The organism is Serratia nevei, from assembly GCF_024160145.1.
Lineage (GTDB): Bacteria > Pseudomonadota > Gammaproteobacteria > Enterobacterales > Enterobacteriaceae > Serratia > Serratia nevei_A.
The window spans coordinates 334,759-350,451 of record NZ_JAMYWQ010000001.1 but is presented as its reverse complement, the minus strand read 5'-3'; the positions used below and the strand labels follow the sequence as shown (position 1 = coordinate 350,451).

The window sequence follows — 15,693 nt, the reverse complement described above, 5'->3', positions numbered from 1 at the left end:
CGGTAAGCAAACAAAAGGGCGCGTTATGCGCCCTTCGTCTTTTTTGGCTTGGCCGACTTCAGCGGTTCACCACCTTGGCCGGCAGGGCCACCACCAGCAGCGAACTGAGCAGCAGGCAGCCGGCGAAGGCCCAGAGCGCGCTGCCGCTCTTGCCGGTCAGATCCAGCGCCAGCCCCATCAGCGAATTGCTCACCAACCCGGCGATGTTGGCCAGCGAACAGGCCAGCGCGAAGCCGGTCGCCGCCGCCGTGCCGCGCAGGAAGGTGGCCGGCAGGCTGAAGAATACCGGCACCGCACCGATGATCGCCGCCTGGGCGATGGAGAACAGCAGCACCGTGGCCAGCGCATTGTGGGTGAAGAAGGTGCTGCCGGCCATGGCCAGCGCGCCGACGATAAACGGCACGATGATATGCCAGCGCCGTTCGCGCAGCCGGTCGGAACTGCTGCCGATCAGCAGCATGCCGAGCAGGGCGGCGACGCTGGGGATCGCCGTCAGGTAGCCAATGGTGGTGATGTCGGTGACGCCGGCGGTTTTGATGAAGGTCGGCATCCAAAAGCCCATGGCGTAGGCGCTGAGCAGAATGGCGAAGTCGATGCCGCCGAGCATCCACACCTTCAGGTTGAAGAAGCCGTCGCGGAAGCTGTGCTTGCCATGATTGGCCTCGGCGTCGTCGCGTGCCAAATCGTCGGCGATGCGCTGTTTTTCCTCGGGCGTCAGCCACTTGGCCTGCTGGTAGGTATTAGGCAACAGCCAGAAGGTCAGCACGCCCAACAGCACGCTGGGAATACCCTCCAGCAAAAACAGCCACTGCCAGCCGTGCAGCCCGTGGCGCATGTCGAAATGGCCCATGATCCAGCCGGAGAGCGGCCCGCCGATCACGCTGGACAGCGGCAGGCCGATCATGAACAGTGCGATGATGCGGCCGCGGCGATAGGTCGGGAACCACAGCGTCAGGTAAAAGAGCACGCCAGGCAGAAAACCGGCCTCCGCCACGCCGAGCAGAAAGCGGATGACGTAGAACTGGGTGGGCGTGGTGACGAACATGGTGGCGGTGGAGAGCAGCCCCCAGGTGATCATGATGCGGGCGATCCACATCTTGGCACCGACGCGCTGCAGGATCAGGTTGCTCGGCACCTCGAACAGAATATAGCCGACGAAGAACAGCCCGGCGCCCAGGCCGAAGGCCGCTTCGCTCAGCTGCAGCGCATCGGCCATCTGCAGCTTGGCCAGCCCGACGTTGATGCGATCGAGGTAGGCCGCCAGGTAACACAGGCAAAGAAACGGGATCAGTTTCCAGGTGATTTTGCGGTACAGCAGCAGCGATTCTGCGTCCGCTTTCCCCGCCAGCGGGGTATCGACAATGGCCATGATGTTGTCTCCAGGTGGTGCGTGGTGGCCTCCGCAGGAGGCGCCTGTTGTGTTTGCGTTACATGGGCGCCGCCCTGTTTCGGGCGGTCGCGTGAGGCGCTGTCTGCGCCTTCGTTATTGTCGTTGCAGGTGACTCGTTGATTTATAACCGGTTCAGGTAGTCGAGCGCCTCCCGTTTGTGCACCACGTCACCGTATTTGCTGTCGATGTCGAACAGGTTGGCTTCGTGCGGGCCGGGGTGACGATCGCCGACGCACTCGCGCACCACCATGGCGCGAAAGCCGTGCTGCACCGCGTCCACCGCGCTGGCGCGGATGCAGCCGCTGGTGGAGCAGCCGATCATCAGCAGCGTGTCGATCCCTTGCGCCACCAGCAGCGGCGCCAGCGCGGTGCCGAAGAAGGCGCTGGCGTATTGCTTGCTCAGCACTACCTCATCGGCCAGCGGTGCCACCGGCGGGCAGAACGCCGCCAGCGGGTTGCCCGCCACCATGTCCTTCATCACCGGCGCTTTTTTGACCCACAGGCCGCCATCGGCAAAATGGCCTGCATGATAGCGGATGTGGGTGTGGATCACCGGAATTCCGGTGCGGCGCGCACTGGCCAGCAGTTCGCGGCTTTCCTCGACCGCGCTTACCACGCCCGGCGCGAACAGCGGCGCGCCTTCGGTGGTGTAGGCCTGCATAAAATCGATCGCCAGCAGCGCCGGGCGCCGGCCGAAGCCGAGGCGCTGGCCCCAGACGCCGCGATAGTTGTCGCTGAGGGTGTCGTTCATTCTGCCTCCTCAATAGGCGCCGGACAGCAGGGCGCCGGCGCCGGGGACGATCGGTTCCAGCTCCAGCGCGGTCAGCATCGCGTAAGTGGTGGCGATGGCGGCGGTGATCACCGGTTTGCCGGTTTGGGCCTCCACCGTCGGGACGGCCGGCAGCGAAGGCATCTGCACGCAGGCGGACAGCACGATAGCATCGATCTCGCGTAAATCCATCTCGGCGACGATCCCCGGCAGCCTGGCCGGATCGTGCCGGCCGACGTCGAGGTTGTCCGGGATCTCCAGCGCGCGCCATACCTTGACCTCAATGCCTTCGTGCTGGATGTAGTCCACCACCAGCTGGGTCAGCGGTTTCATATAGGGCGCCACCAGCGCGATGCGTTTGGCGCCGATCACTTTCAGGCTGTTGACCAGCGCGCCGGCGCTGCTGATAACCGGCGCGGCGGCCTGATTGTCTTTCGTCACTTGCGCCAGCCGGGCCTGCGATTCGCGGTGGTAGCCCAGCCCCATCGCCATGATGGCCACCAGGCAGGCGTAGCCGAGCACGTCGACCCGCGCGTCGGAGAGCTCCAGCGCGCAGCGATCGGACTCGGCGTCCATCGCCGCCAGCTCTTCTTTATTGACGTGTTTCATGCGCATGCGGCTGGAGTGAAAGGTGAAACGCTCCGGGCGTATCAGCTGGCGCGCGCCCAGCATCGCCGGGATCTCGGTTTCCATCGTGGTGTTGGAGCTGGGCACGATCTGGCCGATGCGGTAGTGGTTGCTCATGTCGGTGTTCCTCAGTTAATCCAGAAAATCGCCCAGGGCGCGGAAGAAGCCGTCGAAATCGTCCCACGGGATCATGTGTCCGGCATTCTCGACCTCGACGATGGCGATCTCCGGCTGCAGCGCGCGGATCTCCGCCCGGTCTTCGGGCTGAATGACGCCGCCTTTGCCTGCGGCCATCAGCAGCGTCGGCAGGGTCAGCTGCGGGTAGTCACGGTGGCTGTCCACCTGATGAAAATCGTCGTAGGCGCGTTGGATCGCCGGCTCGTAGCAGGTATGCAGCCACTCGGCGCGCAGCCGGCGCTGCTCTTCGCTCCAGGTCGGGCAGAAGGCGCGCATCTGCTCGGCGCTCATGCCCGGCAGCGACTGCCGGATCGAATCGGCGTACCACGGCCATTGGCCGGGATAGGCGCGGCGGCCGGGGCCGGAAACCGGCGGGTCGACCAGCACCAGCCGCCGCACGCTGGCGGGCTGCAAAACGGCGGCGCGCAGGGCGAAGCGAGCGCCCATCGAATGGCCGAGCAGGGCGTAACTGGCCAGGTTCAGCGCGGCGGCGAAGGCGTTGATGTCCTGCGCACAGGTCTCTGCGTCATAAGCCAGTTCCGGGCCGCTGGACGACAAACCGCGGCCGCGCACGTCGAGTACGTAAACGTCGTATTTTTCCCCCAGCCGCTCGGCGACGAAGCCCCAAGTGATCGCCGGGCTGGTGATGCCGGGGATCAGGATCAGCGCCGGGCCTTGGCCGCCGTAGCGCAGGTAATGTTGGCGAATGTCGTTGGCGTGAACGTGGGCGCCGTAGAGGAAGGTGCTCATGCGGCGTTCTCCGATTTCAGCGCTTGCGCGTACAGGTCATAGCCGTAGACCCAGGCCGGATCTTCCTGGGTGCGCAGGAAGGTGTTGGCGTTGGACACCGCCTGCACCCTGGATGCGCGCTCCTTGCGGTTGGCTTCATACAGCTGGAAGGCGGTGCGGTAGTCGCCGAGGCCGGTTTCCTGCAGGCAGCGGGTCAGCATGGCGGCGTCTTCGATCGCCATCGCCGCGCCTTGTGCCATGTGCGGTTTCATCGGGTGGCAGGCGTCGCCGAGCAGCACCAGACGGCCTTCGCTCCACAGCGGCAGCGGTTTGCGGTTCAGCAATGGCCATTTGGTGACCTGCTCGCTGGATTCGATCAGCGCCTGCACGATCGGGTGGTAGCCGGCGAAGGTCTCGAACATCTCTTCGCGGCTGCTGTCGATGAAGCTGCCCTGGAAATCCCAGGCCGGGTGCGGCACGCCGCTGACGTAGTAATACTCGTCGCGCCGTTGGGTGGTGTAGTAGACCATCAGATGGCGGTCCGCCGACCACCACTTCACGCAGTCTTCGAACGTCAGGTTGTATTTCGCCAGCTTCTCGCCGCGGATCAGCGCGCGGTGGGCTACCCAGCCGCTGTAGGTCGGCGCTTCCGCCCCCAGCAGATGTTCGCGGATGCGTGAATTGATGCCGTCGGCGCCGATTACGATGTCGGCATGGGCCGAGGTGCCGTCGACGAAGTTCAGCACCACCTCGTCCCCGCGATCTTCAATCTTGCTCAGGCATTTGCCGAACTGCAGGGTGCCGGGCTGCAGCGCGGAAAGCTGCAACGCCTGGAGATCGCCGCGGTGCACCGTCACATAGGCAGCGCCGTACTCCCGGCGGGCAAAGCCGCCCAGTTCGATGCGCGAGAGATAGTCGCCGCTCTCGGCATCGCGGCTGAACCAGAAATCGGGATGAGACGCCATCTGCTCCAGCCGCTGTTCAATACCGAGCCGGCGGAAAATCTTCAGGACGTTCGGCCCCATGTGAATGCCGGCGCCGAGGCGCGAGAACGCCGGGCTCTGTTCATACAGATCGACGGTAAAGCCGGCTTTTTGCAGCAGCCCGGCGGCGGAGGCGCCCCCCAGCCCGGCGCCGACGACGGCGATGCGTGGTTGTTTGCTCATCATGTTTCCCCTGTCAGTTGGCTTTTTTCAGCGTAGGCCCAACGCCTGGCTGGACGATCGATTTATAGTGTATGCGCTAGATAATGCAATGTTGCAAAAGTGTTAAATCAGATCTTGCTCACGCTAATTGACGGCGCATTACTGTTAAACTCATGTTAATCACAGGATTGTAGAGGGGTGAAATAGGACTTTCTTATGATGGATAGTCGCAGCTTGCTTTCCTTTGCTTTTTTGACTTAGATAAAAATGAGCGCATTCACTTTAAATTGTTTAAAAAATCACCGCCGCCTTGCGGGCGTCGGACACCCTTGACGAGACAGGAGACAGGCCATGGCGGTCAATGAAACCCAGTTGGTACAGCTGTTCGAGCAGGTGCTTACGCTGTCGAAGGTCGATGCTTCGCAGAGCGTGGCGATTTTGAAAAGCCATTATTCCGATGCGCGCACGGTGCGCGCCGCGACCGACGCGGCGCTGCGGCTGGGCGCCAGGGTGTATGCCGTCGAGCTGCCGGCGTTCAACCATCCGCGGGCGATGGGCAACGACATGACCGCCTATTGCGGCGATACCGCGCTGACCGGCAACCTGGCGGCGCAGCGTGCGCTGGAGTCTGCCGATCTGATCGTCGATACCATGATGTTGCTGCATTCGCCGGAGCAGGAGCAGATCCTGAAAACCGGCACCCGCATCCTGCTGGCGGTGGAGCCGCCGGAGGTGCTGGCGCGCATGTTGCCCAACGCGGAGGACAAGGCGCGGGTGCTGGCCGCCGCCGCCGTACTGGAGCAGGCGAAGCGGATGCAGGTGACCTCCGCCGCCGGCAGCGATTTCCGCGCGCCGCTCGGGCAATACCCGACGGTGACCGAGTACGGCTATGCCGATGAACCGGGGCGCTGGGATCACTGGCCGAGCGGCTTCCTGTTCACCTGGCCGAATGAGGAGCAGGCGGAAGGGGTGCTGGTGCTGGAGGTCGGCGATATCTTGCTGCCGTTTAAAAGCTACGCGCGCGAACGCATCACGCTGGAGATCGAACAAGGGTTCGTTACCCGCATTCACGGCGGTTTCGAGGCGGAATACCTGCGCGAATACATGAAATACTTTGACGATCCGGAGGTGTACGGCATCTCGCACATCGGCTGGGGCCTGCAGCCGCGCGCCCAGTGGACGGCGATGGGCCTGTACGACAAGAACGACGGTATGTGCATGGACGCGCGCGCGTTTTACGGCAACTTCCTGTTCTCCACCGGGCCGAATACCGAAGTGGGCGGCACGCGCAAAACGCCTTGCCATATGGACATCGCGCTGCGCCGCTGCGACATCCGCCTCGACGGGCAAACGGTGGTGGCGGACGGGGAAGTGGTGGCGCCGGAGGCCTCGCGCGTGCGCCGGGCTTAATCGTTGCTGCCAACGGCGGGGGTTTGTACTATTCTCGTGGATTCCATAGATGGTGAGAGTAACGCAATGACGCCCCCCGAATACCCGTCAGCCGTGAGCGGCCAACCCGAAAATTATCATTTTACCGAGCAAGTCGGGCACCTGCTGCGCAAGGTTTATCAGCGCCACCTGGCGATTTTCCAGCAAAACGTCGGCGATTCGCAGCTGACGGCGGTGCAGTTCATCACCCTGTGCGCGGTGCGCGATATGGGGCCGAGCTCGCTGACCGAGCTGGTGCAGGTGACGGCGGTGGATCAGGCCACCATACGTGGCATTGTCGAGCGGCTGAAGGCGCGCGGTCTGATCACGGTGACGCCGGATCCGGTGGATCGGCGCAAGGTGGTGGTCGGCCTGACCGACGCCGGCGCCGTGCTGCTGACGGAAACGGTGCCGCAGGCGGCGAAAATTACAGAGCTGACGTTCGGCACGCTCAACCCGGCCGAACGGATAGCGCTGATATTCCTGCTGAATAAAATGCTGGAAGATCCGCCCACCGGCTGATTCGCCCGCGCAACGTCGGTTGCCTGGTGGTCGGTGGCGAGAGGCCAGCCCATAAGACCATCACGTGCAGGCGGAGACGCGAACAATGGCGATATCTGAAGTGCAGTCGCCCAGGGAAGGCGCGAACACCACGCTGACGGAGCATCCGCTGATGCTGTCGGTGAACGGCGAACAGCTTCATGCGCAGGTGATGGCGGATACGCCGCTCTTGCTGGTACTGCGCAACGATCTGGCGCTCAACGGCCCGAAATACGGCTGCGGCCTGGGCGAATGCGGCGCCTGTACCGTGTTGATCGACGGCGTGGCGGCGCGCTCCTGCGTGATCCCGGCGCGCGGCGTGTCCGGCCGGGCGATCGTCACCTTGGAAGGCCTTGGCGATCGCCAGCGCCCGCACCCGGTGCAGCGTGCCTTTATCGAAGAGCAGGCGGCGCAATGCGGCTACTGCCTCAACGGCATGATCATGACCACCAAAGCCCTGTTGGATCGCAATCCCGCCCCGAGCGAGGCGGAGATCCGTCAGGCGCTGTCCGGCAACCTGTGCCGCTGCGGCACCCATCTCGAAATCCTGCGTGCGGTTCAGCGCGCCATCATTCTCTGCCGCGATGAGGACGCCCACGCTCATGACTGATTCCCGTCCCTCATCGCCGAGCCAGGCCGAATTGCTGCAGCGCGACGGCGTGCTGCTGATCGTCGACAGCGTGCAACCGCCGTCGGGGCCGGTGCCCAAAGGGCAAACGCCGGTGCTGAAGCCCAGGGAGCAAGGGCTGTTTATCGCCCTGTGCGGCAGCGGCGAAATCTATGCCTTTAACGGCCATGTCGATCTCGGCACCGGCGTGCGCACCGCGCTCGGGCAGATCGTCGCCGAAGAGCTGTACCTGCGCATGGATCAGGTGCGAATGGTGTTGGGCGATACCGCGCGCGCGCCGAATCAGGGCGCCACCATCGCCAGCGCCACGCTGCAGATCTCCGCCGTGCCGCTGCGCAACGCCGCCGCCGAAGCGCGCCGTTGGCTGTTGCGCCAGGCGGCGCAGCGCTTCGATGCGCCGGTAGAACAGCTGGCGCTGGAGGAGGGCGTGATCCGCAGCCCGCAGGGGCAGGCGCTCAGCTACGCCGAGCTGGTGGCCGGCGGTCATGTCGAACTGTCGATTTCCGGCGACGCGCCGCTGAAACCGCAGGCGGAGTATCGCCTGGTGGGCACCAGCGCCGCGCGCGTCGATATCCCGGCCAAGGCGACCGGCGAAACCACCTACGTACACGATATGCGCCTGCCGAACATGCTGCACGGCCGGGTGGTGCGGCCGCCCTATGCCGGGTACGACAGCGGCGAATTTGTCGGCACCAGCCTGCTGGCGGTGGACGAAACCTCGATCGTGCATATTCCCGGCATCGTCAAACTGGTGGTGATCGGCGATTTCATCGGCATTGTCGCCGAGCGCGAAGAGCAGGCGATCAAGGCGGCGCAGGCGCTGCAGGTCAGCTGGAAAGACTGGCGGCGCAATTTGCCGCAGATGACCGACGTGGCGCAGGCGCTGCGCGACAACCCGCATTCGACCCGGGTGGTGCACGATACCGGCGATGTGGACGCGGCGCTGGCGGCGGCCGACAGGCGTTTCACCCGCAGCTACCTGTGGCCGTATCAGCTGCATGCCTCGATTGGCCCTTCCTGCGCGCTGGCGGACTACCGGCCGGAGCGCCTGCAGGTCTGGTCAGGCAGCCAGAACCCGCACCTGCTGCGCGCCGATCTGGCCTGGCTGCTGGAATACCCGGAAGCGCAGATCGAGATCGTTCGCATGGAGGCGGCCGGTTGCTATGGCCGCAATTGCGCCGATGACGTCTGCGCCGACGCGGCACTGCTGTCGCGCGCGGTGGGCAGGCCGGTGCGGGTGCAGCTGACCCGCGAACAAGAACATGTGTGGGAACCGAAGGGCACGGCGCAGCTGATGGAGGTGGACGGCGGGCTGGACGCCGCCGGGCACCCGGTCGCCTACGACTTTCGCACCTATTATCCTTCCAACGGCGCACCGACGCTGGCGCTGCTGCTGACCAGCCGGGTCGAGCCGCTGCCGGTGGCCTATGAAATGGGCGACCGCACCTCGGTGCCGCCTTATGAGTATCCGGCGCTGCGCGTCAGCATCGAGGACATGGCGCCGATCGTGCGTGCCTCCTGGATGCGCGGCGTTTCCGCCTTGCCGAACACCTTCGCCCACGAATCTTATATCGATGAGCTGGCCCACGCTGCCGGCGTCGATCCGCTGGAATACCGGCTGCGCTATATCCATGACGAACGCGCCAGTGAGCTGATGCGCAGCACCGCAGAGCGCGCCGGCTGGACGCCGCATACCGAACCGATGCAGACCCCGGCGGAAGACGGCGTGCTGCGCGGGCGCGGCTTTGCCTATGCCCGCTACATCCACAGCAAATTTCCCGGCTTTGGCGCGGCCTGGGCCGCCTGGGTGGCCGACGTGGCGATCGACAAATCCAGCGGCGAAGTGGCGGTGACGCGCATCGTGGTCGGCCACGATGCGGGCATGATGGTCAACCCGGACGGCGTGCGCCACCAAATTCACGGCAACGTGTTGCAATCGACCAGCCGGGTGTTGAAAGAGCGCGTGACCTTTGAGGAATCGACGGTCTCTGCCAAAGAATGGGGGGCTTACCCGATCCTGACCTTCCCGGAGGTGCCGGAGGTGGACGTGGTGATGATGCCGCGCCCTGACGAGCCGCCGCTGGGCGCCGGGGAGTCGGCGTCGGTGCCCAGCGCGGCGGCCATCGCCAACGCGGTGTTCGACGCCACCGGCATTCGTTTTCGCGAGCTGCCCATCACCTCGGATAAGCTGCGAGAGGCGCTGAACGGGGCGGACGCCGAGCGGCAGGCCGCGCCGCCCAAGAAAAAGAAGCGCGGCAAATGGTGGTTCGGCGGTGCCGCGGGGCTGTTCGGCGCGGTGCTGGGCATCGCGGGTAGCGCCCTGCCGTGGCGGGTGGAGATCGCGCCGGTGGCGACGCCCGGCGCCGGCACCTGGTCGGCGGCCACGCTGGAGCGCGGCCGCCAGTTGGCCGCCGCCGGCGACTGCGCGGTTTGCCATACCGCTGCGGAAGGGGCGACCAACGCCGGCGGGCTGGCGATGGCGACGCCGTTCGGCACCCTCTACAGCACCAACATTACCCCGGACGTGGCAACTGGCATCGGCAACTGGTCGTTTACCGCGTTCGATCGGGCGATGCGCCAGGGCATCGCCCGCGACGGCCGTCATCTGTATCCGGCATTTCCCTACACCGCATTCAGTAAAATGACCGACGGCGACATGCAGGCGCTGTACGCTTATCTGATGTCGCAACCGGCGGTGCGCCAGAGCAATCCGGCCAATCAGATGCGCTTCCCGTTTAACCTGCGGCCGCTGATGGCGGGCTGGAACGCGCTGTTCCTGCGCCAGGGGGAATTTCAACCCGATCCGCAACAAAGCGCGCAGTGGAATCGCGGCGCCTATCTGGTCAACGGGCTCGGCCACTGCGCCGCCTGCCATTCGCCGCGCAATCTGCTGGGGGCGGAAAAGGGCGGCGCGGCTTTCCTGGCGGGTGGGAGGGTGGACAGCTGGGAAGCGCCGGCGCTGAATCAATTGGCCAACGCGGACAAGCCCTGGACCGAGGAGCAGCTGTTTCAGTACTTCCGCAGCGGGCATTCCGCCGAGCACGGCGTGGCGGCCGGGCCGATGGGGCCGGTGGTCAGCGAACTGGCGACGTTGCCGCAGAGCGATCTGCGGGCGATGGCCAACTATGTGATGTCGCTGAGCACCAAGGCGACGCTGAATGTGGAACCGCAGGCGCAGTTGGCGGCCCGCGCCTTGCCGGTGGCGGGGCAGCTGGCCGGCGAGCGGTTGTTCCAGGGCGCTTGCCAGGCCTGCCACAGCGCCGCTGCCGGTGGGCCGCAGCTGTTCGGCGTCAGCCCGGATCTGGCCAATAACACCAATATCTTCAGCGATCGCCCCGATAACCTGATCAAGGTGATCCTGCAAGGGATCCCCAAACCGGCCACCGCCGAATTGGGATTTATGCCGGGCTTTAAGGACAGCTTTTCCGATCGGCAGGTGACGGCGTTGGTGAATTATCTGCGCCAACGCTATGCCGGCGACAAACCGGCCTGGCGTGACGTGGAGGCGCAGGTGGCGCGGCTGCGCGCGGAACCAGGGAATCATTAACATTGTAAATTGTTACATTGGGTTATTGACTGGCGGCGCTCATTCGGGGATTAATGTTAGCCTGATTTTTACCTTACCTATAAAAAACAGGAAGTTAACATGGCATTAACCACGCATAAAATGGAAAGCGGCCTGGCCGTAACAGTTCGTTTACCTGAGAACCCGGCCAAGGTTCCGGCGATTATTCTGTGTCACGGCTTCTGCGGCATTCAGGAGCTGTTGCTGCCGGCCTTTGCCGAGGCCTTCGTCAAGGCCGGTTTTGCGGCGGTGACGTTTGACTATCGCGGCTTCGGTGCCAGCGAGGGCGAACGCGGGCGGCTGGTACCGGCGCTGCAGATTGAGGATATCCTGGCGGTGAGCCGGTGGGTGCAAACGCAGCCGCAGATCGACAGCGAGCGTATCGGCCTGTGGGGCACGTCGTTTGGCGGCTGCCACGTGTTCGGCGCCGCCGCGGCCGATCCGGCCATCAAGTGCATCGTTAGCCAGCTGGCCTTCGCCGACGGGGAAACCATCGTGACGGGGAAAATGGCCGCCGACGAAAAACAGGCGTTCATCGCCACGCTGGACAAAATGGCGGAGAAGAAGCAGGCCACCGGCAAAGAGATGTTTGTCGCCGTCACCCGGGTGTTGAGCGATGACGAGTCGAAGGCGTTCTTCGAGGAGAACAAGGTGCGTTACCCGGCGATGGACATCAAGATCCCGTTCCTGACCGTGCGCGAAACGCTGCGCTATCAGCCGCGTGACAATGCGGCGCGAGTCACATGCCCGGTACTGGTGGTGGTGGCGGGCGGCGATACCGTGAATCCGCCGGAGCAGGGCATCGCGCTGTATGAGGCGGTAGGCAGCGCGAAGAAGGCGCTGCATGTCGAGCAGAATGCGAAGCACTATGACATGTACGCCGGCCCGCATTTCGCCGGCATCATCGGCCGTCAGATCGCGTGGTTCAACGATCACCTGTAATACCGCCTTCCCCCTGGCGCAGGAACGCCACCAGCCGCTGCGCCGGCAGCGGCAGCTGCGCCCATTCGCGCACCACCAGTGACAGGCGCCGGGTCGCCCAGTCGTCCGTCAGCGACAGGGCGCCGTGTCGGATCTGCGGATGGCGTTGGGCACTCTCTTCCGGCACCACCGCCAGCCCGGCGCCGCGCCACACCATGCGGCAGATGGCGTCGAAATTAGCTGCGCGCGCCCGTAGCCGCATCGGGCCGCCGCTGCGTATCGCCAACTGTTCCAAATGCTGTTGCAGCGCGCTCTGTTCCGGCAGGCCGATAAACTCAAAAGACAGGGTGTCCGCGAAGCTGACCTGACGGCGGCCGCTGAGCGCATGCCCCGGCGGCAGCGCCAGCACCAGACGATCCTGCCGGAAGGGGTAGCTAGCCAGCCCGCGCAGATCGGCGTGATCCGCCACGATGCCGATATCCGCCGCCTGTTCGGCGATCGCCTGCGCGATGACCGGGCTGGGCAGCTCCTCCAGCGCGATGTCGGTGTGCGGGTGCAGCACCAGAAAATCCGCCAGCAGCTCCGGCAGAAAGGCGTCGGCGGCGACGGTATTGGCGACGATGCGCAGCTGGCTGCGCTGGCCCGGCGCGAATTCGGCCATCTCGCCCCGCAGCCGGTCGCGCTGTTGCAGCAGCACGCGCGCGTGCTGCTGCAACAGGCGTTCACCGGCCGGCGTCGTCTGGACGCCGCGCGGATTGCGCGTCAGCAACGCCACGCCGGCCTGTTGCTCCAGCCCGCGCATGCGTGCGCTGGCGGCGGCCAGCGACAGCCCGACGCGCTCGGCGCCGGCGGTGATGCTGCCGGTCTCGAGCACCGCCGCCAACAGCCGCAGATCGATAAAGTCAAAATGCATGCGTTCTCCCTCTGTCTTTGCCGCAGGCAGGCTCTGCCATTGCCGCATTGTGCCGCGCCGCGCCGCCGGCCACAATCGGGCCGTTGATTGCCATAAGGATAGACGCATGTCGCTGACGTTACTCGAGATTATCGCCCTGACGGGCATTTTTACGCTGGCCGGCACGGTCAAGGGGGCGATCGGCCTGGGTTTGCCGACGGTGTCGATGGGGCTGCTCAGCCTGATGATGCCGCCGGGGCAGGCCGCCGCGCTGCTGCTGTTGCCTTCGTTGATCACCAATCTGTGGCAGTTGCTGTGCGGGCCGCGGCTGGGGGCGCTGTGCCGCCGGCTCTGGCCGATGATGCTGTGCGTCACGCTGGGCACGTTGCTGAGCGCCGGCGCGCTCACCGCCAGCGACGGCCGCCTGGCGCCGCTGGCGCTGGGCGTTTGCCTGATCGGCTATGCGCTGTTGGGATTCACCCGTTTCGATTGGCGGGTTTCCGCCACGGTGGAGCCATGGCTGGGGCCGCTGTGCGGCCTGGCGACCGGTGCGCTGACCGGCGCCACCGGCGTATTCGTCATACCGGCGGTGCCCTATCTGAACGCATTGGGCCTGGCGCGTGACGATCTGGTGCAGGCGCTGGGGCTGTCGTTCACCGTCTCGACGCTGGCGCTGGCCGCCGGATTAGCCTGGCATCAGGCGCTGCCCGGCGCGTTGCTCGGCGGTTCGCTGCTGGCGCTGCTGCCGGCGCTGGGCGGCATGTGGCTGGGCGGGATCGTGCGTCGTCACAGCAGCCCGCTGATTTTTCGCCGCTGCTTTTTTAGCGGGCTATTGCTGTTGGGGGCGGAGATTGTGTGGCGGGGGATGCATTAGGCGGTAAATTTTACCTACGCCTTCGGCTTTCAATTTACGGCGCGGCGCATTGCGCGATATTCTGGTTTTCTGATGGGCTAACGGCGGATGAGGGAACCATGACAGACAGCCAGGTGTTTGAACAACAAAGCCTCGACAATCTGCTGAGCTATTGGCGGCGCCATCGCCGCCTGCCGGGCGCGCGCTATCCGGCCGGGCCGACCGACAGCCTGTGCGACGTGCCGGGCGTCAGCGTCGGGCACCACACGCTGGCCGACGGCGAATGCCAGACCGGCGTCACCGCCATCGTGCCGCCGGGCGATCTGTTCAACCAGCCGCTGCCGTGCGGCAGCGCGGTACTGAACGGTTTCGCCAAGCCGCTGGGATTGGTGCAATTGAATGAGCTGGGGGAGTTGCAAACGCCTATTCTGCTGAGCAACACCTTCGCCGTCGGCACGCTGTTCAACGCCATGGTGCGGCGCAGCTGCCTGCGCTACCCGCAGATCGGCCGCGGCAGTGCCACCATCAACCCGCTGGTACTGGAGTGCAACGACGGCTACCTCAACGATATTCAGGCGATGGCGGTGCGTGAGGAACACGTCTTCAGCGCGCTGGATAACCATTCCACCCGCTTTGCGCGCGGCAGCGTCGGCGCCGGGCGCGGCATGAGCAGCTTCGGCCTGAAGGGCGGCATCGGCACCGCCTCGCGCTATTGCCCGGGGTTAGGCACCATGCTCGGCGTGCTGGTGCTGGCCAACTTTGGCACCCTCGACTCGCTGACGCTGAGCGGCGTGCGCGTTGGCCCGGCGCTGGGCAAGCTGTTGGCGGATCCGCCGCCGCAGGTGGACGCCGGCTCGGTCATCATCATCATCGCCTGCGATCGGGCGCTGGACAGCCGCCAGCTGAGCCGCATCGCCCGCAGAGCGGGCGCGGGCCTGGGGCGGGTGGGCAGCCATTGGGGGCACGGCTCCGGCGACATCGCGCTGGCGTTTTCCACCCGGTTGCTGGGGGCCACGCTACCGGACGAACGGCTGGAGCCGCTGTTTGCGGCGGCGGCGGACGCCACCGAATACGCGGTGCTCGATGCGTTGCTGAGCGCCGAAGGCGTCAGCGGCTTCCAGCAGCATGCGCGCGCGGCGCTGGGCCCGCTGCTCGATCGGCTGGCGGCGGCAAATTAAATGACGGGAGTGTGATGTGAAGGTCTTTATCTCTGCGGATATCGAAGGCGTTGCCGGCGTGATGCGGCCGGAACAGTGCAACCCGGCCCACGCCGACTATGCGGCGGCGCGCGAACTGATGGAACAGGAGGTCAACGCCGCCATCGACGGCGCTTTCGCCGGCGGGGCCACCGAGGTGACGGTGGCCGACAGCCACGCCATGATGCAGAACCTGCGCGCCGATCGCATCGATGGGCGCGCGCGGCTGGTACAGGGCAAGCCGCGCGGGCTGTCGATGGTGGAAGGGCTGCAACACCAACGCTACGACGGCCTGATGTTTATCGGCTATCACAGCGCCGCCGGCGAACATGGCGTGCTGGCGCACACCATCAACGGCCGGGCCTTTTACCGCGTCAGCCTGAACGGCGAAGCGGTGGGCGAAAGCGATCTGTATGCAGCGGCGGCGGCCGAATTGAACGTGCCGCTGTGGCTGGTGAGCGGTGACGACGAGCTGCAACGCTGGATTGCTGAACGTTATCCTCAATCTGGCTATGTGTGCGTGAAGCGCGCCATCTCACAAACCGCCGCCGAATCGCTCAGCCCGCAGCGGGCGCGCGCCGAGATCCGCGAGCGGGCGATGCAACAGGTGCGCCAGGGCGGGAAGCTGCCGGTGGAACGCCGCTTCATGCCGCCTTATCGGCTGACGCTGATGGCGGCCAAACCGGTGCTGGCGGATCTGTTCAGCCTGGTGCCCGGCGTGCAGCGCCAGGACGCGCTGACCGTGGCCTTCGACAGTGACAACATGGCGGCGCCAATCTGCCTGCTCAGCGTCTTCTCCTATCTGGCGACGACGCAGAGCTGAGGAAGCATGC

Annotated in this window: 14 protein-coding genes; 8 read left to right on the top strand and 6 right to left on the bottom strand. The window is 65.3% G+C overall.

Features of this window, described 5'->3' with window-relative positions; all coding sequences use genetic code 11:
- Nucleotides 1-58 precede the first annotated feature (58 nt).
- The 5 genes from M6G53_RS01540 to M6G53_RS01520 form a co-directional block, all read right to left on the bottom strand.
- On the bottom strand, nt 59-1,369 hold the full coding sequence (locus M6G53_RS01540; protein ID WP_253328460.1) for an MFS transporter: 1,311 nt from the start codon (nt 1,367-1,369) through the stop codon (nt 59-61).
- A gap of 142 nt (nt 1,370-1,511) precedes the next feature.
- Nucleotides 1,512-2,141 carry an N-carbamoylsarcosine amidohydrolase gene (locus tag M6G53_RS01535; protein ID WP_253328459.1) on the bottom strand — a complete coding sequence of 210 codons (630 nt, stop codon included), beginning with the start codon at nt 2,139-2,141 and terminating at the stop codon, nt 1,512-1,514.
- A 9-nt stretch (nt 2,142-2,150) separates the two neighbouring features.
- The gene (locus M6G53_RS01530; protein WP_436286507.1) at nt 2,151-2,903 is read right to left on the bottom strand and encodes a maleate cis-trans isomerase family protein; all 753 of its coding nucleotides are present in this window, start codon (nt 2,901-2,903) and stop codon (nt 2,151-2,153) included.
- 15 nt (nt 2,904-2,918) lie between these two features.
- Nucleotides 2,919-3,713 carry an alpha/beta hydrolase gene (locus M6G53_RS01525; RefSeq protein ID WP_253328458.1) on the bottom strand — a complete coding sequence of 265 codons (795 nt, stop codon included), beginning with the start codon at nt 3,711-3,713 and terminating at the stop codon, nt 2,919-2,921.
- Nucleotides 3,710-4,861: an FAD-dependent monooxygenase gene (locus M6G53_RS01520; protein WP_366519469.1), complete on the bottom strand. Its 1,152-nt coding sequence runs from the start codon at nt 4,859-4,861 to the stop codon at nt 3,710-3,712. The genes M6G53_RS01525 and M6G53_RS01520 overlap by 4 nt, the downstream gene beginning before the upstream one ends.
- A gap of 327 nt (nt 4,862-5,188) precedes the next feature.
- On the opposite strand from M6G53_RS01520, the gene M6G53_RS01515 reads away from it, so the two are divergent.
- From M6G53_RS01515 to uilS, 5 genes are all read left to right on the top strand, one after another.
- Complete coding sequence (locus tag M6G53_RS01515; RefSeq protein WP_253328456.1) at nt 5,189-6,247, top strand: 2,5-dihydroxypyridine 5,6-dioxygenase; 1,059 nt, start codon at nt 5,189-5,191, stop codon at nt 6,245-6,247.
- A 66-nt stretch (nt 6,248-6,313) separates the two neighbouring features.
- On the top strand, nt 6,314-6,787 hold the full coding sequence (locus M6G53_RS01510; protein ID WP_253328455.1) for a MarR family winged helix-turn-helix transcriptional regulator: 474 nt from the start codon (nt 6,314-6,316) through the stop codon (nt 6,785-6,787).
- Nucleotides 6,788-6,872: 85 nt separating this feature from the next.
- Nucleotides 6,873-7,415: a (2Fe-2S)-binding protein gene (locus tag M6G53_RS01505; protein WP_253328454.1), complete on the top strand. Its 543-nt coding sequence runs from the start codon at nt 6,873-6,875 to the stop codon at nt 7,413-7,415.
- Entirely contained in the window at nt 7,408-10,980 is a 3,573-nt protein-coding gene (locus M6G53_RS01500) for a molybdopterin cofactor-binding domain-containing protein (protein ID WP_253328453.1), read from the top strand. Before M6G53_RS01505 ends, M6G53_RS01500 begins: the two co-directional genes overlap by 8 nt.
- Nucleotides 10,981-11,079: 99 nt before the next feature.
- A complete protein-coding gene (uilS, locus tag M6G53_RS01495) occupies nt 11,080-11,940 on the top strand; it encodes a UilS family quorum-quenching N-acyl-homoserine lactonase (RefSeq protein ID WP_253328452.1) in 861 nt (286 codons plus the stop codon).
- Here uilS and M6G53_RS01490 read toward each other — a convergent pair.
- A complete protein-coding gene (locus M6G53_RS01490; protein ID WP_253328451.1) occupies nt 11,924-12,832 on the bottom strand; it encodes a LysR family transcriptional regulator in 909 nt (302 codons plus the stop codon). The two genes, uilS and M6G53_RS01490, sit on opposite strands and share 17 nt — an antisense overlap.
- Nucleotides 12,833-12,938: 106 nt before the next feature.
- On the opposite strand from M6G53_RS01490, the gene M6G53_RS01485 reads away from it, so the two are divergent.
- From M6G53_RS01485 to M6G53_RS01475, 3 genes are all read left to right on the top strand, one after another.
- The gene (locus M6G53_RS01485; protein WP_253328450.1) at nt 12,939-13,685 is read left to right on the top strand and encodes a sulfite exporter TauE/SafE family protein; all 747 of its coding nucleotides are present in this window, start codon (nt 12,939-12,941) and stop codon (nt 13,683-13,685) included.
- Between the two features lie 98 nt (nt 13,686-13,783).
- Nucleotides 13,784-14,842, top strand: a complete 1,059-nt coding sequence (locus M6G53_RS01480) for a P1 family peptidase (RefSeq protein ID WP_253328449.1) — start codon at nt 13,784-13,786, stop codon at nt 14,840-14,842.
- Nucleotides 14,843-14,858: 16 nt separating this feature from the next.
- Nucleotides 14,859-15,683 carry a M55 family metallopeptidase gene (locus M6G53_RS01475; RefSeq protein ID WP_253328448.1) on the top strand — a complete coding sequence of 275 codons (825 nt, stop codon included), beginning with the start codon at nt 14,859-14,861 and terminating at the stop codon, nt 15,681-15,683.
- Nucleotides 15,684-15,693: the final 10 nt, after the last annotated feature.